The following is a 20,998-nucleotide window of genomic DNA, read 5'->3' on the forward strand; positions in this document are numbered from 1 at the left end:
CGGGTGACCTCCGACGCCGTTCCGGTCGGGGTTCTCGCCCTGCAGGGCGACTTCCGCGAGCATCTCGCGGTTCTCGCCTCGCTGGGTGCGGATGCCCGGCCGATCCGTCGGGAGAGCGAGCTTGCCGAGGTGCGCGGCCTCGTCATCCCGGGTGGGGAGTCGAGCGTGATGGACAAGCTGTCGCGGGCTTTTGGGCTCGCGGATCCGCTGAAGGACGCCATCCGTTCGGGTATGCCGGTCTACGGCACCTGCGCGGGCCTCATCATGCTCGCCGACCGCATCCTCGACGGTATCCCCGGGCAACAGAGCCTGGGCGGTCTGGATGTGGCGGTACGGCGCAATGCGTTCGGCTCTCAGTTGGATTCCTTCGAGACCGACCTCGACATCCCGGAGCTCGGGGAGCCCGCGATGCACGCGGTGTTCATCCGCGCGCCCATCGTCGAGGAGACCGGGCCCGCCGCGACCGCGCTCGCGACCGTGGCGGATGGCCGCGTGGTCGCCGTCGAGCAGGGCAATCTGCTGGGCACCTCATTCCACCCGGAGATCACCGGGGACACGCGGTTTCATGAGTACTTCCTGCGGAAGGTGCGCGCGCGGGAGTAGTTCGCGCGCCTGGCAACCACTGAGTTGCCCGAATATGCAGGTGTGAGCGCCCGAAACGTTGCATTTTCGGGCAACTCAGTGGGGGCGAGTTACGGAACGTTGGCGGCGTGCTCCCACGGTTCCTCTTCACGGTCGCGATGCCAGCCCTCTTTCGAACCATTCGGCCGCACCATGTCAGCCAGCCAGTACGTTTCGTCGGGGTTGAAGTTCGCCAGTACGGTGTGACCGCCGGCAACCGGGAGCGCTCGTCCGGCCGTGGCGAGATATCCAGCGACGGTGAGGTGCACTCCGTCAAAGACAGTGGATGCCGCGAGCCAGTCCGGAATGAACCATCGGCCGTCGACCCCGGTCGCCCTCCACCAGTTGTGCCGGCGGGATCGCGTGACTTCGAGCGGGAACCGTTCGACCAGCCCAATCCAAGCTTCCGGACCCTCGATCTCGAGCACCCGCGCTGAGGGTGCCACCGACACGGGAGTGGCCTCCGCGTCGGTCCATCCGAATCCGTCCTCGACAAGGGTGAGGCCGATGGGCCCTCCCCGGGTCAGCTCGCGGGTGGTCACGGCAAGCCCGGTGAAATTGGGGATGGACCACCACGGTCCGCTGATGCGCTCGGTCACCGGCACGGCTAATTCAGGTGCGCTGGCTTCGTCGTCGATCGTCCGGATGCTCCAGTTCGCGAGTCGCTCGGAGAAGTCCCAGCGCGACTCTTGCTTATCCCGCCCCGGATTGTCGAAGGCGACGATCCGTTGAGACTCGGCTGCGCAGGGGGACTCCCACCACTGGGCTCCGGGCGCGGCGCTGACGGCCGTTGCCAATGTGCGTAAAGCCTCGATGCATTCGGGCCTCGCGAGCAGCGCGTCTTCGTCGTCGGGCGCCTGCCAGTACATCGCCCGATCGACGGATTCTCGGAGGGATGCCAGTTCGAACCTCTCGACCACATTCGAGATCACTCGGGCCGGGGCTGGCACCAGAGTCGCGATCGCCTCGCAGAAGGCGGAGCGAGCGGCGACATCATCCGGAGCCCAGGCGGCAATAAGGCCGAGATTCCATACCTGCTGGTCCAGCCGGTGACCAATGGCGAACAGGAGGCGCCGGCCACGCGGTCCCGCAAGCAGTGACTGCGCGTCCATGCTGAGCCTCCGTCGTGTTTCTCTCACCCTATGACCTCACCCTCCCGGTGAGTCTTCATGAATGGCGCTTCGTCCGCGCGCGAAGAGCCATTGGTGACGACTCACGATGTGGAGAGCAGCCGTTCTGCCGGGGCGCCTGCACGACGGAATCGCGCGGGCTCCGATCAGCCGCGATCGGGGCGGAGGCGTCCGAAATGACGGAGATTCTGTCAGGGTGACCCATCTCGCCCGATGGGATTAGATGAGGAAGCAATTTCTCCGTCATTTCGGACAGAGATAGACGCTGCCCGCCCCCGGAGGCCAATCGAGTGTCGCCTTCTGCCGGGTGCCGGCAGATAGTCGATGCGGGGGGCCGACGTCATCCGCGACCCGTGGGCGCGACGGGCCGGGCTGCGGGGGAGGCGTCGCGACCCTCGCCGGGTAGAATGTTCAGCATGTCAGGCCACTCCAAATGGGCAACCACCAAGCACCAGAAGGCGATCAAAGACTCGCGCCGTGCCAAGTCGTTCGCCAAGCTCATCAAGAACATCGAGGTCGCCGCCAAGATGGGCGGTGCAGATCTCTCCGGTAACCCCACCCTCGTGGATGCGGTTCAGAAGGCGAAGAAGACCTCTGTTCCCAACTCCAACATCGACAATGCCATCAAGCGCGGTTCCGGCCAACTCGGTGAGGCCGTCGATTATCAGACCATCATGTACGAGGGCTACGCCGCCGGTGGCGTCGCACTCCTGATCGAATGTCTCACCGACAACAAGAACCGTGCCGCCGCCAACGTGCGTGCCATCATGTCCCGCAACGGCGGCACTATGGGCGACCCGGGCAGCGTCGCGTACAACTTCAGCCGCAAAGGCGTCATCTCGGTGACGAAGACCGACGGCACCGACGAGGATGACATCCTGGGCGCGGTGCTCGACGCGGGAGCGGAAGAGGTCAACGACCGCGGTGCCGGGTTCGAGATCGTCACGGAGCCGCAGGACCTGGTCGCTGCGCGCACCGCCCTGCAGGATGCCGGTATCGACTACGACTCGGCCGACGTCGAGTTCGTCCCCGGTCTCACCATCGCGGTCGACCTCGAGACGGCGAAGAAGGTCTTCCGCCTGATCGACGCGCTCGACGACGACGACGATGTGCAGAACGTCTACGGCAACTTCGAGGTGCCCGCCGACGTGCAGGCGCAGCTCGACGAGGAATAAGCGACTCAGGTGGGCTCCGTGCGGGTGCTCGGGATCGACCCCGGCCTCACCCGCTGCGGCGTCGGAATCGTGGATGTCGCCCCCAACCGCACCGCGGTGCTGGTCGACGTCGTCGTGATTCGCACCCCCTCGACCATGGCGCTCGAGAAGCGGCTGCTCGAGGTCGGCGAGGAGATCGAGCGACTGCTCGACGTTCACCGTCCCGCGGCCGTGGCGATCGAGCGAGTGTTCGCCCAGCAGAACCTCGGCACGGTGATGGGCGTCGCCCAGATCAGCGGCATCGCGCTGTATCACGCGTCGAAGCGCGGACTGCCGGTCGGCCTTCATACGCCGTCGGAGGTCAAGGCGGCGGTCACCGGGTACGGGTCGGCCGACAAACAGCAGGTGGCGACGATGGTCGCCCGCGTGCTCGGTCTCGCGGAGCTGCCGAAGCCCGCCGACGCCTCCGACGCCCTCGCGATCGCGCTCTGCCACGGCTGGAAGCGGGGAACGGTCATTGCTCCCGCCGGGGGAGCGCTGACCCAGGCCCAGCAGGCATGGCTCGCCGCAGAGCGCTCGACCGCAAAGTCGGCGCCCAAACGTAGGCTTGGCGCATGATCTCCTCCGTCCGTGGCACCGTTCTCGGTGTCGCCGGAACCACTGCTGTCATCGAGGTCGGTGGCCTCGGTCTCTCCATCAACGTCACCCCCCAGCACGCCCTGTCCCTGCGCATCGGCACCGAGGCGACGGTGCGTACCGCGCTCATCGTGCGCGAAGACGACCTCTCACTGTTCGGGTTTCAGGATGCTGACGAGCTCATGGTCTTCGACCTGCTCCGTGGCACCACCGGCGTGGGGCCGAAGTCGGCGATGGGAGTGCTGGCGGCGATGACCCCGAGCCAGATCTCCGCAGCCGTGGCCTCCGACGACGATGCTGCGTTCCGCAAGGTCTCCGGCATCGGCCCCAAGACCGCGAAGCTCATCGTGGTGTCCTTGACCGGCAAGATCCAGGCCTTTGCATCCAGCGCTCCGGCGCCACGGGCGGCGACCACCGTGACCGAGAGTGTGCTCGTCGCACTGGTCGGGCTCGGTTGGAGCGAGCGCGTTGCGGCTCAGGCTGTCGACGAGGCTCTGGCCGAAGCATCCGCCGATCAAGCCGCGGCGGACCAACCGCACACGGTGCAGCAGTTGTTGCGACTCACGCTGTCGCGTCTCGGACCGCAGTCGGCAGACCCGGTGGGGAGCAGTAGGTGAGCATGTCCGACGACCCGTCCGTCGCCATCGTGCGGCCCACGCCAGAGTCGGATGCCGAACTCGCCTTCGAGGGGGCGCTCCGCCCGAAGTCGCTGGCCGAATTCGTCGGCCAGGCCAAGGTGCGCGCGCAGCTGCAGCTGTTGCTCGAGGCCGCACGCATCCAGAACCGCACGCCCGACCACATTCTGCTGGCCGGCCCTCCCGGACTCGGCAAGACCACGCTCGCGATGATCGTGGCGCAGGAGAGCGGCAGACCGCTGCGGATGTCGAGCGGCCCCGCCATCCAACACGCCGGCGATCTCGCCGCGGTGTTGTCGTCGCTGGTACCGGGGGAGATCCTGTTCATCGACGAGATCCACCGCATGGCGCGTTCCGCGGAGGAGATGCTGTACCTCGCGATGGAGGATTTCCGCATCGACATCATGGTGGGTAAGGGGGCAGGGGCGACCTCTATCCCGCTCGATCTCGCACCGTTCACCCTGGTGGGCGCGACGACGCGCTCCGGCATGCTGCCGAATCCGCTGCGCGACCGCTTCGGCTTCACCGCGCATCTCGAGTTCTACTCGGAACCGGAGCTGGAGCAGGTGCTGAGCCGTGCTGCCCTTCTCCTAGACCTTCCGATCGATCGTGCCGCTCTGGCCGAGATCGCCGGGCGTTGCCGGGGAACGCCACGAATCGCCAACCGGCTGCTTCGTCGAGTGCGGGACTACGCCCTGGTGCACGGCGACGAGGCGGGACTCGGCGCGGTGCAGGCCGCCCTGGAGCTGTATGACGTCGACCAGCTCGGGCTGGACCGCCTGGATCGAGCCGTGATGGAGATCATCCTGACCCGCTTCGACGGGGGACCGGTGGGGTTGAACACGCTCGCGGTCTCGGTCGGCGAGGAGGCGGAGACCATCGAGTCGGTGGTCGAACCCTTCTTGGTGCGCATCGGACTGATCACGCGAACCCCCCGCGGCCGCGTCGCGACCCGGCTGGCCTGGCGCCATTTCGGACTGTCGCAGTCGAACGGGGCGTTGTTCGGCGATGACCTATAATTCAAGCTGGCCACTCAGCACGCAGGGTTAGACTCCCCGTGTTTCCCTAAGAACTCGGAAGGTTCCTTCGCGCATGCAATTCGATCCCACCCTTATCCTCATCGCAGTTGTACTGGTGGCTTTCGTCATCTTCCAGTTCCGCTCCTCCCGCAAGAAGGCCAAGGCGGCGGCCGAGCGTCAGAAGCAGATCGTTCCGGGCGTGGAGATCATGACCAACTACGGACTGTTCGGCACGATCACCGAGCTCGACGACGAGAACAACTTCGCGTTCATCGAGATTTCTCCCGGCAACGTGATCAAGATCCACAAGTCCACAATCCTCAAGGCCGCTGACGACACCGTCGAGCCCGAGACCGTGGAAGAGCTCGAATCCGAGGGTGGCGGCGAGACCACCATCGTCGTACCCGAGCAGTCCTCGTCGACCGTTAAAGAGCCGCAGTTCGGCGAGCGTGTCGAACCCGCGTCGACGCCCGAGACCGGTGCGGCAAAAAAGCTCGAAGACTAACCGCTAATCTGAACGGGGCCGCTCGAGATCCTCGGGTTGGCCCCGCTCCAGCGTTTCGCCTTGCACCCTAGCCTGCGCGCGTGCTGACCTCCCCGCTCACAGAAAGCTGAGTTCCCTTTGGCAAGAACGACCCCGGTCAAGAAGGCGACACGTTCGCTGGTTTGGCTCCTGGTCATCGCGGCTCTTCTCGCGATCGCAAACGGGGCGAATGCCTTCTTCACTGCGAATCCCAAGGGACCGGATATCAGCAAGGTGGTCGCCGCGGCGACCTGGACGCCGAAGCTCGCGCTCGACCTCGAGGGCGGCACCGAAATCATCCTGCAGCCCCAGGTGGCCTCTGGCCAGGCTGCTCCGACGGCGGAGCAGCTCGATCAGGCCGTGGCGATCATCCGTCAGCGCATCGATGCGAGCGGTGTCTCCGAGGCGGAGATCAACACGCAGGGCAGCCAGAACGTCGTCGTGAGCATCCCCGGAATTCCGGATCAGGCGACGATCAACCGCATCGAGTCCTCGGCGAAGCTCGAGTTCCGTCCGGTGCTGGTGACGGATGCCGCGGCCAGCAGCGCCGTGGGAGGTTCGGCCACTCCGAGCCCGACGCCGAGCGATTTCACTACGCTCCAGGCGACCCCGAGCACCAAGCCGACCAACGGCAGTGACCTCGCCTACGTCACCCCGAAGCTGAAGGCCGAGTTCGATGCCTTCAGCTGCGCCGACGTCGACAAGACCAAGGCGAACGTCGCGGATCCGAAGATCCCGCTCATCACCTGCGATGACAGCGGTGCATACAAGTACATCCTCGGCCCGGTCGAGGTGGCAGGCGAGACCATCTCCGACGCCACCAACGGCCAGGTGCAGAACTCGCAGGGAGCGACGACCGGCCAGTGGGCGGTCAATATCGTCTTCAACGCCAAGGGCACCAAGGAGTTCGCCGCGGTCACCACCCGACTCAACGCCTTCCCGCAGACCGATGCGCGCAACCGTTTCGCCATCGTGCTCGACGGCCGCATCATCTCGGCGCCGACCACCAACGCGGTGATCACCAACGGCAAGCCCCAGATCAGCGGCAACTTCACCCAGGCGACGTCGAAGACCCTTGCGGACCAGCTCAAGTTCGGCGCGTTGCCGATCGGGTTCAAGGTGCAGAGCAACGAGACCATCACGGCGACCCTCGGTAAGACCCAGCTCCAGAGTGGTCTGCTCGCCGGGCTGATCGGTCTGATCCTGGTCGTCTTGTACTCGCTGCTGCAGTACCGCAGCCTCGCCTCGATCACGATCGCGTCGCTGGTGGTGGCGGCGGTGCTCACCTACCTTGTCGTCGTTCTGCTCTCCGGTCGAGAAGGGTTCAGGCTCTCCCTCGCCGGTGTGGCCGGCCTCATCGTCGCCATCGGTATCACGGCGGACTCGTTCATCGTCTACTTCGAACGAATACGAGACGAACTGCGGGATGGCCGGGCGCTCGACGGGGCCGTCGAGGCGGGCTGGAAGCGCGCGCTGCGCACCATCATCGCGTCCGACGCCGTCAACTTTCTCGCCGCGGCCATCCTGTTCGCCGTCGCGGTCGGAAACGTCAAGGGCTTCGCGCTCACCCTCGGCATCACCACCCTGATCGACCTCGTCGTGGTCACCCTGTTCACGCACCCAATGCTTCAGCTGATCGCCCGGCGACCGTTCTTCGCGGAGGGCCACCGATTCAGCGGGCTTGACCCGAAGGCTCTCGGCGCGGTGTACCGCGGGCGTGCCCAGTTCCGCGAGCCGGCCGCCGCGGTCGCTGCCAAGAAGACGGCGGCGTCGGGCGAGGCTCAGCGTCGCCAGACGATTGCCGAGCGCAAGGCCGCCGAAGCCGCAGCCTCGCAGCCATCCACTAGCCGCACCAAGGGGAAGGACTCCTGATGGCCAGCTTCTCCCAGTTCGGCAACGACCTCTACACCGGCGCTCGTTCGTACAACATCGTCGGCCGCCGCAAGGTCTGGTATCTGGTCTCCGGCCTCCTTCTGCTCATCGTGATCGTGGTTCCGATCGCCCGGGGCGGCTTCGTCTTCGGCATCGAGTTCCTCGGGGGATCGCAGTTTCAGATCTCGAACACCGCGAACACCAACCAGCCGTTCGCCCAGAACACCGTCAACGACACCGTTGCCGGCAAGAACCCGCGCGTCACCGTCGTCGGCAACGACTCCGTACGCATCCAGACCGATCAGCTGACATCTGACCAGAGCGTCGAGGTCAAGGATGCGCTGGCCAAGGCCTACGACATCCCGAGCAAGCAGGTCACGGCTTCCTTCATCGGTGCGACCTGGGGTCAGGACATCACGCGCCAGGCGCTCACCGGTCTCATCATCTTCGTGGTTCTCGCCGCGATCGTGATGGCACTCTACTTCCGCACCTGGAAGATGTCGGTCGCTGCCCTCGTCGCATTGCTTCACGACCTGGTCATCACCGCCGGCGTCTACGGCGTCTTCGGTATCGAGGTCACGCCGGCCGCGGTCATCGGCTTCCTGACGATCCTCGGCTATTCGCTGTATGACACGGTCGTCGTCTTCGACAAGATCCGAGAGAACACATCGGAGGACGGCGACCTGTCGCGGCGCACGTTCGGGGAGTCGGTCAACCTCGCCGTCAACCAGACCCTGGTGCGATCGATCAACACGTCGATCGTCGCGATCTTGCCGGTCGGCTCGATCCTCTTCATCGGAGCGGTACTCCTCGGTGCCGGAACGCTGCGCGACATCTCGCTCGCGCTCTTCATCGGCATCATCGTGGGCACCTATTCGACGATCTTCGTCGCAGCGCCGCTATACGCGCAGTTGCGTGGAACCGAGCCCGCGGTGAAGAAGCGCAATCAGCGGGCGTTGGCGAACCGTGAGGCTAGTCTCACCAAGTAGTTCCGCGCAGTCCTCCCGAACCACCCGTCGAACGGAAGAAGCAGTCATGGCCGGCATCCCCGAGATCAGTGCAGCGAATGCGATCACCGCGGTCGCGGAGGGAGCCTGGCTCATGGATGTCCGCGAGCAGGACGAATGGGATCGCGGTCACGCACCCGGCGCTCACCTGGTGCCGACGTCGCGGCTGAATGAGCTGCTCGGCGAGGTACCGACCGATCAGAAGGTCTTGGTGGTCTGCCACTCGGGCATGCGGTCTGCGCGGGTTACGGCTGCTCTGTTGCGCGAAGATTACGACGTGATCAACGTTGAGGGCGGGATGATGGCCTGGGCCGACGCCGGCGGCGCCCTCGAGACGGACGGCGAGGACGCACCACGCGTCGACTGATGGGCGGCAGTGCGGGGGTATGCCGCAGGCGTCCCGCTCAGAGCGAACCGGCACGGCACGTCCAGCGTGCGGTGCTAACTTTGCAGTGGAGGCTGGCATGACCGAGACCACACCGCGCCAGGCAGCGCCCGAGGCCAAGAATTCCGGGCGCGACACCGGTCCCGTGATCACGGGGACCGGCGGTTCGAACAATTCGTTGCGAACTCTGCTTCCCCGCATCTTCTCTCGGGCCCAACCGGCGGGGGCCGTTGACCGCCTCATCAAGACGGCCAAACTGCACCATCCGAAGTCGGACATCAGCATCATCGAGCGCGCCTATGCGACCGCAGAGCTCGCGCATCGCGGCCAGAAGCGCAAAAGCGGCGAACCGTACATCACGCATCCCGTTGCTGTCGCCCAGATACTGGCCGACCTCGGCATCGGACCGAAGACCCTCGCGGCCGCGCTCCTTCACGACACGGTCGAAGACACCGAGTACACGCTCGACATGTTGCGACACGATTTCGGTGACGAGATCGCGATGCTGGTCGACGGCGTCACGAAGCTCGACAAGCTGAAGTACGGCGACAGCGCCCAGGCCGAAACCGTGCGCAAGATGGTCGTGGCGATGTCGAAAGACATCCGCGTGTTGGTGATCAAGCTCGCCGACCGACTGCACAACGCGCGTACCTGGGGCTTCGTGCCCGCCGAGTCGTCCCGTCGTAAGGCGCAGGAGACCCTCGAGATCTATGCGCCGCTCGCGCACCGCCTGGGCATTCAGAACATCAAGTGGGAGCTCGAAGACCTTTCGTTCGCGGTGCTCTACCCGAAGCTGTACGTCGAGATCGAGAACCTGGTGAAGCAGCGCACCCCGCAGCGTGAGGAATTCGTGCAGCAGGTGATCAACGCCGTAAACAACGATCTGAAGTCGGCGAAGATCAAGGGCAAGGTCGTCGGTCGACCGAAGCAGTACTACTCGATCTACCAGAAGATGATCGTGCGCGGTCGTGATTTCGATGAGATCTACGACCTGGTCGGCATTCGGATTCTGGTGGGCTCTGTGCGCGACTGCTACGCGGTGCTCGGGTCGATCCACGCACGCTGGAATCCGATCCCCGGTCGGTTCAAGGACTATATCGCCACCCCGAAGTTCAACCTGTATCAGTCGCTGCACACCACGGTCATCGGGCCGAAGGGGCGCGCGGTGGAGATCCAGATCCGCACGGACGAGATGCACCAGCGCGCCGAGTTCGGTGTGGCCGCGCACTGGAAGTACAAGGAGCGGGTCAACGGCGGCAAAACCAGTTCTGACTCGCACGATGACGCCGACATGGCGTGGCTGGCACACATCAGCGACTGGCAGGCCGAGACCGCCGACCCGAATGAATTCCTCGACAGCCTGCGCTTCGAGATCGGTGCCAAAGAGGTCTACGTCTTCACACCGCAGGGCAAAGTCATCGGCCTGCCCGCCGGTGCCACGCCGGTCGACTTCGCCTACGCGGTGCACACCGAGGTCGGGCATCGCACCATGGGATCCAAGGTCAACGGCCGCCTGGTGCCGCTCGAGTCCACCCTGCAGAGCGGTGACGTGGTCGAGGTGTTCACCTCGAAGAACCCCGACGCGGGTCCCAGCCAAGGCTGGCTGAACTTCGTCAAAAGTCCCCGCGCGCGCAACAAGATCCGCCAGTGGTTCACCAAGGAGCGCCGCGACGAGGCGATCGAACAGGGCAAAGACGCCATCGCCCGAGCGATGCGCAAGCAGAACCTGCCGTTACAGAAGTTGATGAGTCAGGACTCGTTCAGCGAGGTCGCCGCGCAGATGCGGTACGAGGATGTCTCCGCGCTCTACGCCGCCGTCGGTGAGGGGCACGTCTCCACCCAGTCGGTGATCGAGAAGGTGGTCGCCGCCGTTCGCACCGAGGCGGAGGACGAAGACACCGAGGTCGAGTTTCCGAGCAAGGGCCGCACCCGGCCGTTGCGTCCGAGCGACTCTGGCGTGCTCGTGCGGGGCGCGCCAGACATCTTGGTCAAGCTCGCCAAGTGCTGCACGCCGGTGCCGGGCGACGAGATCGTGGGCTTCGTTACGCGGGGTGCGGGGGTTTCGGTGCATCAGGCAAGCTGTCACAACGTGGCCGAGTTGCTCACCGAGCCGGAGCGCATGATCGACGTCGAGTGGGCGCCGTCGACCTCGAGCGTCTTTCTGGTGCAGATTCAGGTGGAGGCGCTCGACCGTGCCGGTTTGCTGTCGGATGTCACCCGGGTTCTGTCGGAACATCACGTCAACATCCTCTCGGCCTCGGTCTCCACCTCGAGTGATCGCCTGGCGATCAGTCGCTTCGTGTTCGAGATGGGCGACACCACCCATCTCGATCGGGTGCTGAACGCGGTGCGCCGCATCGATGCCGTCTACGACGTCTATCGCGTCACCGGCGGCTGAGCCTGCTGTAGGCGGCGTAGTGCCCGCCGTTTGTCGGGAAGGTTGCGGCGTCGCTGGATGAGGGCCTCGCAGTCGGCTAGCCCGAACCCCCCGATGGCGAACAGCCGGGTGATCACCTCGCGGTGCGGTTCGGGGTCGAGGCGCGCGAGATCGACGGCGGTGCGGAGCGGCGTCGTGATGCGCAGTGGCCCGAGGGTGACGACATCCGTTGCGTCGACAACCACCTCACGCAGGATCGCCGGACCGATCGGTGGGCGAGTGCGGGCGGTGATGTCTGCACACAGTCGGTGGCGCGACGGCGGCTGATCGAGCGCTCCCCACACCCAGGCAGCGCTGTGCAGTTCGGCGATGAGTCTGCGCGGGGTTATCGCCGCGAGTGCGAGGGCTCGGTGGTGAAGGCCGGTCGGCTGATCGATCGGACTGAAGCACTCGTCGACCCGATAGAGCTCGCCATCGAGTCGGGCGGCTTGGAGCTCGGCCGACGGGAGGTCGGCGGGGGAGAGGACGGATGCCAGTCGCATTTCCCCATGTTCCGCCGCTGCCGACCGGTGTCATCGGCTGCGCGGCGGAACTGTGGAGAACCAGCACGGTGGAGAACGAGCACTGTAGAGAACCAGCCCTGTAGAGAACCAGCACCGTGCAGGGCAGGGCCGGTGTGACTAGTTGATGACCTTGAGCCAGGCCTTACGGGCGTCGAGCGCCTCTTGCGCGTCTTTGACCTTCTTGGCGTCGCCGCCGGCCTTCGCGTCGTCGAGCTCTTTCTCGAGCTTGGCGATCGCATCCTGCAGTTGACCGGCCAGACCCTCGGCGCGGGCGATGCGCTCGGGGTTGCTCTTCTGCCAGTGATCGTCGTCGAGCTTGCGAACCGCCGCCTCGACCTTGCGTAGGCGCTCCTCGACCGGCTTGACCTGCTCGCGCGGAACCTTGCCGATCGCGTCCCAGCGTCGCTGAATCGAGATCAGGGCGTTGCGGGCGGAGACCCGGTCGGTGGCGGTGAGCAGCGGCTCGGCCTCGGTCAGAAGCGCCAGCTTCTGCTCGAGATTGGCAGAGAACTCCTCGTTCTCGATCGCGTCGACCTCGGACTTGGCTGCATACAGCTCGTCGCCAGCGGCCTTGAATCGAGCCCAGAGCGCGTCGTCGAACTTCTTGCCGGCGCGGCCGGCAGCCTTCCACTGGTCAAGCAGGGATCGATAGGTCGGGATGCCGGCCTGCCCCTGCCCGACGAGGGCCTCAGCCTGCTCGGCGAGAGCGGTCTTCTTGGTCCTCGCGTCTTTGTGAACGGAGTCCAGCTCGGCGAAGAAGGCCTTGCGGTGCGTCTCGATGGTGGTTCGCGCGGCACGGAACCGCTTCCAGAGCTCGTTGCTCTCGTTCTTCGGCAGGCGCGGGCCGTCCTGCTGGTGCTTCTGCCAGCGGGCGAAGAGGTCGTCGAGGGTGGCGCTGACCTGCTTCCACTGCGCCTTGGCCGGGTCTTGTGCAGCGAGCGTCTCCGCCTCGACGACGAGGGCTTCGCGCTCGGCGAGTGCGGCATCCGTCGTGGCTTTATTCTCGGCGGTCTGCTTCTCGGTCAGCTCGTTCACGGCCCCGCCGAGCGCATTCAGCCGGGCGGTGAGGGAGGCGAGGTCGCCCACGGCGTTGGCCGTAACCACGGTCTCTTTGAGGTGCGCGATCGTCTTAGCGACGTCGGCGGCCGCGGTGCCGCGCTTGATCCGCTGCTCGAGCAGGGTCACCTGACCGGCGAGCTCTGCGTACTTACGGACGAAGTAGGCCATCGCCTCTTCGGGGGTGCCGTCGGGGTATTGTCCAACGGCGCGTTCGGTAGCCGGCCCATCGCCGTTTGCCTCGCGCACGAAGACGGTGCCCGTCTCGTCAACGCGGCCCCACGGAGCTTGATCGTCTGTAGCCAAAATTCTCACCTTGCTGCTCGGGCGGAAATCGCCGGGCACCAGCCTATTGCACCCGGCGAAGGAGGTCTCGGCCTCCGAGGTCACCTGGCGGGCAAATCGGCGCCAGTCGTACCTCTAGTTCAGCGTGAGCCGGGTGATCGAGGTCGCCACCTTCGGCGCGCCGTCGGTCGATCCGTTGGCGACCCCGGCATCCGCGATCTTCGAGATGAAGTCGGACAGTCCGCTAGTGACCTTGCCGAACACGGTGTAGCCGCCGCCGGAGGTGTCGAGCGTGCTGTCTTTGTAGACGATGAAGAACTGGCTGCTGTTGCTGTACTGGTCGGTGCCGCGGGCCATCGCGATGGTGCCGGCCGGGTAGACGCCGTCGACGGGAGCGTTCTCGACCGGTCCGAAGCTGAACCCGGGGTCGCCGGTGCCGTCACCGTTGACCGAGCCGCACTGGATGACGCTCAGGCCGCCGGTGGTGAGACGGTGACAGGTCTTTCCGGTGGTCGTGTAGAAGTTCTTCTTCGCAAGCGAGATGAATGCCGAGGTCGCTTGCGGCGCGACCTTGCCGTCGAGAGTGATGCCGAGCTTCACGGAGTTCAGGTCGAGTTCGCCGGACCAGTCGCGGTCTTCGGCGATGGTCTTCGCGGGAACGTCGCCGGTGTTCTTGCCTTCCGGGCTGGCGCTGGGCGAGGAGGATGCCGACGGAGACGCGGAGGCGGACGGCGAGCTGGTCGGTGTGTAGCCGGGGCCAGCGGTGAAGTAGAGCACCTGGGTGACGGTGGCGAGGGCCGCAACGACGACGACGCCGACGATCGCGATGATGTTGTCGCGCTTGCGGCGCGTTACCTGGTGACCGAAGACGGCCTGTCGAGCGTTGTACCGGCGCAGCCGGTCCCGTGCCTCGCGTGCGTCCCGCTCGGCGTTCCTGCTCGGTGCCACATGTCCTCCAGGTGCTGATGTCCTCCAGAACTGTATAGGACGAAGCCTCATGAGTGAGGCAGGCGGTGTCGGAGGCCGCAACTACGATTGAGGGATGGTGGATGCCCAGCTCGGCCTTCGCGGAGGCGCGACGCCGCTGGCCGTCCGTATGCGTCCGCGCAGTCTCGACGAGGTCGCCGGGCAGCGTCACCTGCTCGGCCCCGGTTCCCCGCTGGTCAGTCTCGCCTCCGATCAGACCGGAGAGCGCGGATCGGTGTCGGTCATTCTCTGGGGACCGCCCGGCACCGGCAAGACGACCCTCGCGCAGGCCATCGCCCACAGCTCCGGCCGACGGTTCGTCGAGCTCTCCGCGGTCAACGCTGGCGTGAAAGATGTCCGCGAGGTCATGGAACAGGCGATGTCGAACCGCGACCTGTATGGCGTGTCGACCGTGCTGTTCCTCGACGAGATCCACCGCTTCACCAAGGCGCAGCAAGACGCCCTGCTGCCCGGGGTGGAGAACGGCTGGGTGATCCTGGTCGCGGCGACGACCGAGAATCCGTCGTTCTCCGTCATCTCACCGCTGCTCTCCCGCTCGCTCCTGCTCACGCTGGAGGTGCTCAGCGACGAGGATCTCGGCATTCTCGTCGACCGGGCGGTCAGCGATGAGCGCGGGCTGTTCGGCAGGGTCGTGTTGGACGAGGAGGCGAGGGCGGCGATCATCCGTCTGGCTTCCGGCGATGCGCGCCGTGCGCTCACCGCTCTCGAGGCGGCGGCACTGTCGGCGACCACGACCAGTGATGAGTCGTCGGCAAGCGCCGACGGAAAGCCGGTCATCACGGTCGACATCGTCTCGCTGGCGGTCGACCGTGCGTTGCTGCGCTACGACCGCAACGGCGATGAGCACTACGACGTGATCAGCGCGTTCATCAAGTCGGTGCGCGGTTCTGACGTCGACGCGGCGCTGCACTACCTGGCGCGCATGATCGAGGCGGGGGAAGACCCGCGTTTCATCGCCCGCCGCGTGATGATCAGCGCGGCCGAAGACATCGGCATGGCCGACCCGCAGGCGCTCGTGATCGCGGTGGCGGCGGCCGATGCCGTGCAATACGTCGGCATGCCAGAGGGGCGCATCCCGTTGGCTGAGGCGGTCGTCTATCTCGCCACCGCACCCAAGTCGAACGCCGCATACATGGCGCTCGATGCGGCGATTGCGGATGTCCGCGCCGGCAAGATCGGGCGGGTTCCGAAGCACCTGCGCGACGCCCACTACGCAGGGGCGAAGAAGCTCGGCCACGGCAAGGGCTACAAGTACTCCCACGACTATGAGTTCGGGGTGGCGGAGCAGCAGTACCTGCCCGATGAATTGCGCGACACGCGGTACTACCGTCCGAGCGAGAACGGCAACGAACGCGACGTTGGTCCGCGCGTCGAGAAGCTCCGCAGGATCATCCGAGGCGAGTAGTCGAGAATCGAGACCATGAACAGCCTCGATCTCTCCCCGGGTGCAGACCTCAGCGGTCTGTGGGGCGAGGTCGCCCCGTTCTGGCCCGAGTTGCCGTGGCCGGAGCTGATCCCGGGCTACGGCGCCTACCATCGGGTCGCTCTATTTCCGGGCCGCGCGGTCATCCGGGTGTCGACCGGGCTCGGACACGAGCGCCGCGCCCGACGCGAACATGCCAACGCGACGGCCGTGGGGCTGCTGGATCTGCCGGTGCCGACTCCGGGTCCGATCGGACGGCCGGTTGTCGCCACCGAATGGACGGCATGTGCCATCGATTATCTGCCCGGGCGTCGGCGCCAAGACGAGGAGTGGGATGTCGTCGGACCCGAGCTCACGCGAGTGCTCGCCGAGCTGCGCTCCGTACCGCTGCCTGTCTCGGCGGGCCTGCGTCCGGTGCGGGACTGGTGCGGGGGACCGGAATGGCCTGCCGTCGTGGAGCGGATCGCCGCGCCGCTCGGGCGCACGTTGCGGCGAACCGCCATCGATGCCGCGGCCGCCGTGTTGGAGGTGGAGCGCGACATCCGCCCGGTGTTCGTGCACGGTGACTTCGGCATGCACAACCTCCTCTGGTTGGGTGGGCGCATCGCCGGGGTGCTCGACCTCGACACGGCCTGCGCGGGCGACCCTGCCATCGATGTGGCCCAGTTGCTCGGCGCTTTCGACCCGGACGATGTCGAGCGGATGACCGGTGCAGCCGTTTTCGCTCGTGCGGTGGTGCACAAGCGCACGCTCCCATTGCAGGTTGCGGCCGCCGCTGACCTTGCGGGCGACGCGGTGCTGCGTGACCATGCGCTCAGCAACTTCGTCGAGCGGCTGGACGAGATCTAGCGGGGCTGGACGAGATCTAGGGCGGCTGGACGAGATCTAGAGCGGCCGGGCGACGGGCTGCCGGAGACCGGCGCGCGGCGCCCGAACGCCGCAGGCATCTACTTCTGCCGGGTGCCCGCGATCTGTTAGTATTTACAGGCCCACAGGGGATCTCCATGCATGGCTGCTGCGGAGATCATTACTGAAGGGGAGAGTGTCCTTTAGCCGGACCCTCCTCGGTGGCACATCCCTCTTCACTGGATCGCGGCATCCGCGCGCGATCTCGAAGACCGATGAAAGGAAACCGTGTCTACTCAGTCACGTACCCGTAGCAAGACCCGCTTGTCGCGGGCGCTGGGCATCCCGCTCACGCCTAAGGCAGCAAAGTACCTGGAGAAGCGTCCGTACCCCCCGGGGGAGCACGGCCGCACCAAGCGCAAGACCGACAGCGACTACGCCGTCCGTCTGCGTGAGAAGCAGCGTCTGCGTGCCCAGTACGGCATCCGCGAGGCGCAGCTGAAGATCCAGTTCGAAGAGGCACGTCGCGCAGCAGGCCTGACCGGTGAGAACCTGGTTGAGCAGCTCGAGATGCGTCTCGATGCGCTTGTCGTCCGTGCCGCCATCGCGCGCACCACGGCACAGGCACGTCAGATGATCGTGCACCGTCACATCCTCGTCGATGGACAGCGTGTCGACCGTCCCTCCTTCCGCGTGAAGCCGGGCCAGTTGATCCACGTCCACCCGAAGAGCGAGGGCATGGAGCCGTTCCAGGTTGCAGCGGCCGGCGGTCACGTCGACGTTCTGCCGAAGACGCCCGGCTACCTCGAGGTCGAGATCGACAAGCTGCAGGCGCGCCTCGTGCGTCGCCCGAAGCGTGCCGAAGTTCCGATCACGTGTGAAGTTCAGCTCGTCGTCGAGTACTACGCAGCGCGCTAGTCGCGAAAGCAGTACAGCAGTTCAGTAATACCGAGGAAGGGTCGCAGCGAAAGCTGCGGCCCTTTCTGCGTTAACGTAAGAGGCTCGGCCACTCGAACGGATGGCCGCACGCGTGGATGGGGAAACGACAATGACGGGTGGCGACATCGCCGGACTCATCGCGGCGGGCATCTTCGCCGTTCTGGTGGCACTGCTCGCGGTTCCCCTGCTCAAGCTCGGCAAGGTCTTCGACGAGACCACAAGCGCCATCCACGAGCTGAGCGAGAACGTCACACCGCTGCTCGAAGAGGCGACCACCACCATCAGCGAGACCAACAAGCAGCTGGCCAGGGTCGACACGATCACCAGCGGGGTCGCGGATGCGACGGCGAACGTCTCCTCCCTGATCGCCCTGTTCGCGGCCACCCTGGGTGGTCCGCTCATCAAATTCGCCGGGTTCACCGCCGCCGTGCGGGTCGCGGTCGTCGGACTCCGGCCGGGCCGGAAGGCCGCGGAGACTTCGAAGTAAGCTTTCCCGTGCGGTCGTGCGCCGCGCATCCGCTTCGCACCGTGTCGTACCGGCTCGAGTGTCGAGTCTCACCATCTGAGGGAGAAACCTATGAAGAGCATCCTGATCCTCGCCGCCGGTGTGGCCGTCGGCCTTCTCGCCGCGCACCAGCTGAACAAGACGCCAGAGGGAAAGAAGTTCTTTGAGGGAGTCGACAGCCGCGCCAAGGAGTTCTCCGGCGCCGTCGTCGACGGGTACAAGGCCCGCGAGGCAGAACTGCGTGCAGCGGTCGCCGACGCGGAGGGCGTCATCGCCGATCTGCGCGCCAAGGCGTAGCCCACAGCTTCTCCGCTCAACCATCTTTCCCGGTCGCGCCGCGCGACCTCTTTGATTCAGGACACCATGCAGACCGCAGACATCCGCCAGCGCTGGCTGGACTTCTTCTCCGAGCGCGGACACACCGTCGTTCCCTCCGCATCGCTTGTGAGCGACGATCCGTCACTGCTGTTCACCGTGGCCGGCATGGTTCCGTTCGTGCCGTATCTCACCGGACTCGTTCCGGCGCCGTTCCCGCGCGCGACCAGTGTGCAGAAGTGCATCCGCACCCTCGACATCGAGGAGGTCGGCAAGACTCCGCGGCACGGCACGTTCTTTCAGATGAACGGCAACTTCTCCTTCGGCGACTACTTCAAGGAGGGGGCGATCACCTACGCGTGGGAGCTCCTCACCACCTCGGAAGCCGACGGCGGCTACGGCTTCGAGGAGAAAGACCTCTGGGTCACGGTCTACGAGGAGGACGACGTCTCGTTCGACCTCTGGCGGCGCATCGCCGGGCTGCCGGAGCACCGCATCCAGCGCCTCGGCAAGTCGGAGAACTACTGGTCGACCGGCCAGCCCGGCCCGGCCGGACCCGACTCGGAGATCTTCTTCGACCGCGGTTCCGCGTACGGTGCAGACGGCGGCCCGGCGACCGGTGACGATCGTTACGTCGAGATCTGGAACCTCGTCTTCATGCAGTATCTGCGCGGCGCGGGAAGCGGCTACGACTTCCCGATCCTTGGCGACCTTCCCCAGCAGAACATCGACACCGGCATGGGTCTCGAGCGCGTCGCGTTTCTCAAGCAGGGCGTCGAGAACATCTACGAGATCGACCAGATCCGTCCGGTGCTCGACCGCGCGGCCGAGCTCTCCGGGCGCGCCTACGGCGCGAACCACGACGACGACGTGCGGATGCGCGTGGTCGCCGATCACGTGCGCTCGAGCCTGATGCTCATGTCCGACGGTGTGACGCCGTCGAACGAGGGGCGCGGCTACATCCTGCGCCGCCTGTTGCGACGTTCGGTGCGCTCGATGCGTCTGCTCGGCGTCGACGCGCCGACCTTCGAGGCGCTGTTCCCCGCATCGCGTGACGCGATGAAGGCGGCATACCCCGAGGTGGAGACCGACTACGACCGCATCGGTCGCCTCGCGTACGCGGAGGAGGAGACCTTCCTTCGCACGCTCGCGAGTGGGACGACCATCCTCGACGTCGCCGTGGATAAGTCGAAGTCCGCGGGATCCGCGCAGCTGCCCGGCGATACCGCATTCCTGCTGCATGACACCTTCGGGTTCCCGATCGACCTCACCCTCGAGATCGCCGAGGAGTCCGGCCTCAGCGTCGACCGTGCCGCCTTCGATATGCTCATGACCGAGCAGCGCACCAAGGCGAAGGCCGATGCGAAGTCGAAGAAGAGCCACCTCGCCGACCTCTCGGTCTACAGCGCATTCCGTGCCAAGGGCGAGACGATCTTCACCGGCTACGACTTCCTCGACACCGACTCGTCGGTGCTCGGCATCATCAAGGACGGCGAGTCCATCACCCGCGCGGTGGTGGGAGACATCGTCGAGGTCATCCTGCAGGAGACGTCGCTCTACCCCGAGTCCGGTGGACAGGAGGCCGACCAGGGCAGCATCGTCGGCAACGGTTTCGACCTCGAGGTGCTCGATGTGCAGCGGCCGGTCAAGGGACTGGTGAGCCACAAGGTGCAGGTGCGCAGCGGCGAGGTCGGAGTGGGGGACGCCGCCAGCAGCATCGTCGACCCCGGGTATCGGCGGGGCGCAGAGCAGGCGCACTCGGCCACCCACCTCATCCATGCGGCTCTGCGACAGGTACTCGGCGCCGAAGCGCACCAGGCCGGGTCGTACAACAAGTCCGGCTACATGCGCCTCGACTTCAACTGGTCGAAGCCGCTCTCGCTCGAGACCCGCAGCGAGATCGAGGACATCGCCAACGGCGCCATCCGAGACGACCTCGAGGTCAGCACCCGCATCATGCCGCTCGACGAAGCCCGGTCGCTCGGGGCCATGGCGCTGTTCGGTGAGAAGTACGGCGACACCGTGCGCGTCGTCCAGATCGGCAGCCCGTGGTCGCTCGAGCTCTGCGCGGGCACTCACGTCGCCCGCAGCTCGCAGGTGGGTCTGATCAACCTGGTCAGCGAGGCGTCCATCGGGTCATCGAACCGTCGCGTCGAGTCACTGGTCGGCATCGATGCCTTCCGCGATCTGGCCGCTGAGCGCGCCATCGTGAACGAGCTGACCGCCAACCTGAAGACGCCGCGCGAGCAGCTGCCCGAGCGGATCAGCGACCTGGTCGCAAGCCTCAAGGCCGCGGAGAAGCGCATCGCGGAGTTCGAGTCGGCAGCGCTGAACGAGCGCGTTCCCGCTCTCGTCGGTGCAGCATCCCGAATCGGTGCGGTCACCGCCCTGGTCGAGAACGTCGGAGAGCTGAATAGCTCGGACGACCTCCGCACCCTGGTCACCTCGGTGCGCGGTCGTCTCGGCTCCGATGCTGTTGTGGTCGCCCTGGCGGCGAGCGTGGGCGGCAAGCCCGCGGTGATCGTCGCGACCAACGAGGCGGCTCGCTCGCTCGGCGCCAAGGCTGGAGCGCTGGCGAAGACCGCGGCGGGTATCCTCGGCGGTGGCGGCGGCGGCAAGGACGATCTGGCCCAGGGCGGCGGCTCCGACGTCTCGGCGATCGGCATCGCGCTCGAGGCGATCAGTTCGGCGCTGCCGCGCTGACCGCGCGGCACACGGAG

At 66.1% G+C, this 20,998-nt stretch carries 20 protein-coding genes; 16 read left to right on the top strand and 4 right to left on the bottom strand.

Annotation, left to right across the window (positions count from 1 at the left end; all coding sequences use genetic code 11):
• The first annotated feature begins 3 nt into the window (after positions 1–3).
• On the top strand, positions 4–603 hold the full coding sequence (gene pdxT / locus IV501_RS03840; RefSeq protein ID WP_200555055.1) for a pyridoxal 5'-phosphate synthase glutaminase subunit PdxT: 600 nt from the start codon (positions 4–6) through the stop codon (positions 601–603).
• Positions 604–692: 89 nt separating this feature from the next.
• Here pdxT and IV501_RS03845 read toward each other — a convergent pair whose 3' ends face one another.
• Positions 693–1,733 (bottom strand): hypothetical protein, encoded by a 1,041-nt coding sequence (locus tag IV501_RS03845; protein ID WP_200555056.1) that lies wholly within the window; start codon positions 1,731–1,733, stop codon positions 693–695.
• 434 nt (positions 1,734–2,167) lie between these two features.
• Here IV501_RS03845 and IV501_RS03850 point away from each other — a divergent pair, with 434 nt between their 5' ends.
• The 9 genes from IV501_RS03850 (at position 2,168) to IV501_RS03890 (ending at position 11,380) form a co-directional block, all read left to right on the top strand.
• On the top strand, positions 2,168–2,926 hold the full coding sequence (locus tag IV501_RS03850) for a YebC/PmpR family DNA-binding transcriptional regulator (protein WP_200555057.1): 759 nt from the start codon (positions 2,168–2,170) through the stop codon (positions 2,924–2,926).
• Between the two features lie 18 nt (positions 2,927–2,944).
• Positions 2,945–3,523, top strand: coding sequence for a crossover junction endodeoxyribonuclease RuvC (gene ruvC / locus IV501_RS03855; RefSeq protein ID WP_200555433.1), 579 nt, complete (start codon positions 2,945–2,947; stop codon positions 3,521–3,523).
• Positions 3,520–4,158, top strand: coding sequence for a Holliday junction branch migration protein RuvA (gene ruvA, locus IV501_RS03860; RefSeq protein ID WP_200555058.1), 639 nt, complete (start codon positions 3,520–3,522; stop codon positions 4,156–4,158). Before ruvC ends, ruvA begins: the two co-directional genes overlap by 4 nt.
• Before the next feature lie 2 nt (positions 4,159–4,160).
• Positions 4,161–5,195, top strand: a complete 1,035-nt coding sequence (ruvB, locus tag IV501_RS03865) for a Holliday junction branch migration DNA helicase RuvB (RefSeq protein ID WP_200555434.1) — start codon at positions 4,161–4,163, stop codon at positions 5,193–5,195.
• Positions 5,196–5,268: 73 nt separating this feature from the next.
• Positions 5,269–5,700, top strand: coding sequence for a preprotein translocase subunit YajC (locus IV501_RS03870; protein WP_200555059.1), 432 nt, complete (start codon positions 5,269–5,271; stop codon positions 5,698–5,700).
• Positions 5,701–5,817: 117 nt separating this feature from the next.
• The gene (gene secD, locus IV501_RS03875; RefSeq protein WP_200555060.1) at positions 5,818–7,590 is read left to right on the top strand and encodes a protein translocase subunit SecD; all 1,773 of its coding nucleotides are present in this window, start codon (positions 5,818–5,820) and stop codon (positions 7,588–7,590) included.
• Positions 7,590–8,579 (top strand): protein translocase subunit SecF, encoded by a 990-nt coding sequence (gene secF / locus IV501_RS03880; protein ID WP_200555061.1) that lies wholly within the window; start codon positions 7,590–7,592, stop codon positions 8,577–8,579. The genes secD and secF overlap by 1 nt, the downstream gene beginning before the upstream one ends.
• 46 nt (positions 8,580–8,625) lie before the next feature.
• Positions 8,626–8,964 (top strand): rhodanese-like domain-containing protein, encoded by a 339-nt coding sequence (locus IV501_RS03885; RefSeq protein ID WP_200555062.1) that lies wholly within the window; start codon positions 8,626–8,628, stop codon positions 8,962–8,964.
• Positions 8,965–9,061: 97 nt separating this feature from the next.
• Positions 9,062–11,380: a RelA/SpoT family protein gene (locus IV501_RS03890; RefSeq protein WP_200555063.1), complete on the top strand. Its 2,319-nt coding sequence runs from the start codon at positions 9,062–9,064 to the stop codon at positions 11,378–11,380.
• Here IV501_RS03890 and IV501_RS03895 read toward each other — a convergent pair.
• From IV501_RS03895 to IV501_RS03905, 3 genes are all read right to left on the bottom strand, one after another.
• Entirely contained in the window at positions 11,359–11,901 is a 543-nt protein-coding gene (locus tag IV501_RS03895; protein WP_200555064.1) for a type IV toxin-antitoxin system AbiEi family antitoxin, read from the bottom strand. The two genes, IV501_RS03890 and IV501_RS03895, sit on opposite strands and share 22 nt — an antisense overlap.
• A gap of 138 nt (positions 11,902–12,039) precedes the next feature.
• Positions 12,040–13,284, bottom strand: a complete 1,245-nt coding sequence (locus IV501_RS03900; protein WP_200555065.1) for a DUF349 domain-containing protein — start codon at positions 13,282–13,284, stop codon at positions 12,040–12,042.
• Between the two features lie 114 nt (positions 13,285–13,398).
• Positions 13,399–14,211 carry a peptidylprolyl isomerase gene (locus IV501_RS03905; protein WP_307812166.1) on the bottom strand — a complete coding sequence of 271 codons (813 nt, stop codon included), beginning with the start codon at positions 14,209–14,211 and terminating at the stop codon, positions 13,399–13,401.
• 94 nt (positions 14,212–14,305) lie between these two features.
• Here IV501_RS03905 and IV501_RS03910 point away from each other — a divergent pair, with 94 nt between their 5' ends.
• From IV501_RS03910 to alaS, 6 genes are all read left to right on the top strand, one after another.
• The gene (locus tag IV501_RS03910; protein ID WP_200555067.1) at positions 14,306–15,655 is read left to right on the top strand and encodes a replication-associated recombination protein A; all 1,350 of its coding nucleotides are present in this window, start codon (positions 14,306–14,308) and stop codon (positions 15,653–15,655) included.
• 15 nt (positions 15,656–15,670) lie between these two features.
• The gene (locus IV501_RS03915) at positions 15,671–16,522 is read left to right on the top strand and encodes a phosphotransferase family protein (RefSeq protein WP_200555068.1); all 852 of its coding nucleotides are present in this window, start codon (positions 15,671–15,673) and stop codon (positions 16,520–16,522) included.
• A gap of 285 nt (positions 16,523–16,807) precedes the next feature.
• On the top strand, positions 16,808–17,437 hold the full coding sequence (rpsD, locus tag IV501_RS03920; protein WP_200555069.1) for a 30S ribosomal protein S4: 630 nt from the start codon (positions 16,808–16,810) through the stop codon (positions 17,435–17,437).
• Between the two features lie 130 nt (positions 17,438–17,567).
• On the top strand, positions 17,568–17,945 hold the full coding sequence (locus IV501_RS03925; RefSeq protein ID WP_200555435.1) for a DUF948 domain-containing protein: 378 nt from the start codon (positions 17,568–17,570) through the stop codon (positions 17,943–17,945).
• Positions 17,946–18,035: 90 nt separating this feature from the next.
• Entirely contained in the window at positions 18,036–18,260 is a 225-nt protein-coding gene (locus IV501_RS03930) for a hypothetical protein (protein ID WP_200555070.1), read from the top strand.
• 66 nt (positions 18,261–18,326) lie between these two features.
• Positions 18,327–20,981 carry an alanine--tRNA ligase gene (alaS, locus tag IV501_RS03935; RefSeq protein WP_200555071.1) on the top strand — a complete coding sequence of 885 codons (2,655 nt, stop codon included), beginning with the start codon at positions 18,327–18,329 and terminating at the stop codon, positions 20,979–20,981.
• The last annotated feature ends 17 nt before the right edge of the window (positions 20,982–20,998 follow it).

Source organism: Lacisediminihabitans changchengi (assembly GCF_016634425.1).
Taxonomy (GTDB): domain Bacteria; phylum Actinomycetota; class Actinomycetes; order Actinomycetales; family Microbacteriaceae; genus Lacisediminihabitans; species Lacisediminihabitans changchengi.

What these genes read in the sequence shown, in the direction of transcription:
- IV501_RS03930 (WP_200555070.1), top strand. Translation starts at nt 18,036, where the DNA reads ATGAAGAGCATCCTGATCCTCGCCGCCGGTGTGGCCGTCGGCCTTCTC.
- IV501_RS03885 (WP_200555062.1), top strand. Translation starts at nt 8,626, where the DNA reads ATGGCCGGCATCCCCGAGATCAGTGCAGCGAATGCGATCACCGCGGTC.
- IV501_RS03925 (WP_200555435.1), top strand. Translation starts at nt 17,568, where the DNA reads ATGACGGGTGGCGACATCGCCGGACTCATCGCGGCGGGCATCTTCGCC.
- IV501_RS03915 (WP_200555068.1), top strand. Translation starts at nt 15,671, where the DNA reads ATGAACAGCCTCGATCTCTCCCCGGGTGCAGACCTCAGCGGTCTGTGG.
- ruvA (WP_200555058.1), top strand. Translation starts at nt 3,520, where the DNA reads ATGATCTCCTCCGTCCGTGGCACCGTTCTCGGTGTCGCCGGAACCACT.
- alaS (WP_200555071.1), top strand. Translation starts at nt 18,327, where the DNA reads ATGCAGACCGCAGACATCCGCCAGCGCTGGCTGGACTTCTTCTCCGAG.
- IV501_RS03890 (WP_200555063.1), top strand. Translation starts at nt 9,062, where the DNA reads ATGACCGAGACCACACCGCGCCAGGCAGCGCCCGAGGCCAAGAATTCC.
- IV501_RS03895 (WP_200555064.1), bottom strand. Translation starts at nt 11,901, where the DNA reads ATGCGACTGGCATCCGTCCTCTCCCCCGCCGACCTCCCGTCGGCCGAG.
- ruvB (WP_200555434.1), top strand. Translation starts at nt 4,161, where the DNA reads ATGTCCGACGACCCGTCCGTCGCCATCGTGCGGCCCACGCCAGAGTCG.
- IV501_RS03910 (WP_200555067.1), top strand. Translation starts at nt 14,306, where the DNA reads ATGGTGGATGCCCAGCTCGGCCTTCGCGGAGGCGCGACGCCGCTGGCC.
- secF (WP_200555061.1), top strand. Translation starts at nt 7,590, where the DNA reads ATGGCCAGCTTCTCCCAGTTCGGCAACGACCTCTACACCGGCGCTCGT.
- IV501_RS03870 (WP_200555059.1), top strand. Translation starts at nt 5,269, where the DNA reads ATGCAATTCGATCCCACCCTTATCCTCATCGCAGTTGTACTGGTGGCT.
- IV501_RS03850 (WP_200555057.1), top strand. Translation starts at nt 2,168, where the DNA reads ATGTCAGGCCACTCCAAATGGGCAACCACCAAGCACCAGAAGGCGATC.
- IV501_RS03845 (WP_200555056.1), bottom strand. Translation starts at nt 1,733, where the DNA reads ATGGACGCGCAGTCACTGCTTGCGGGACCGCGTGGCCGGCGCCTCCTG.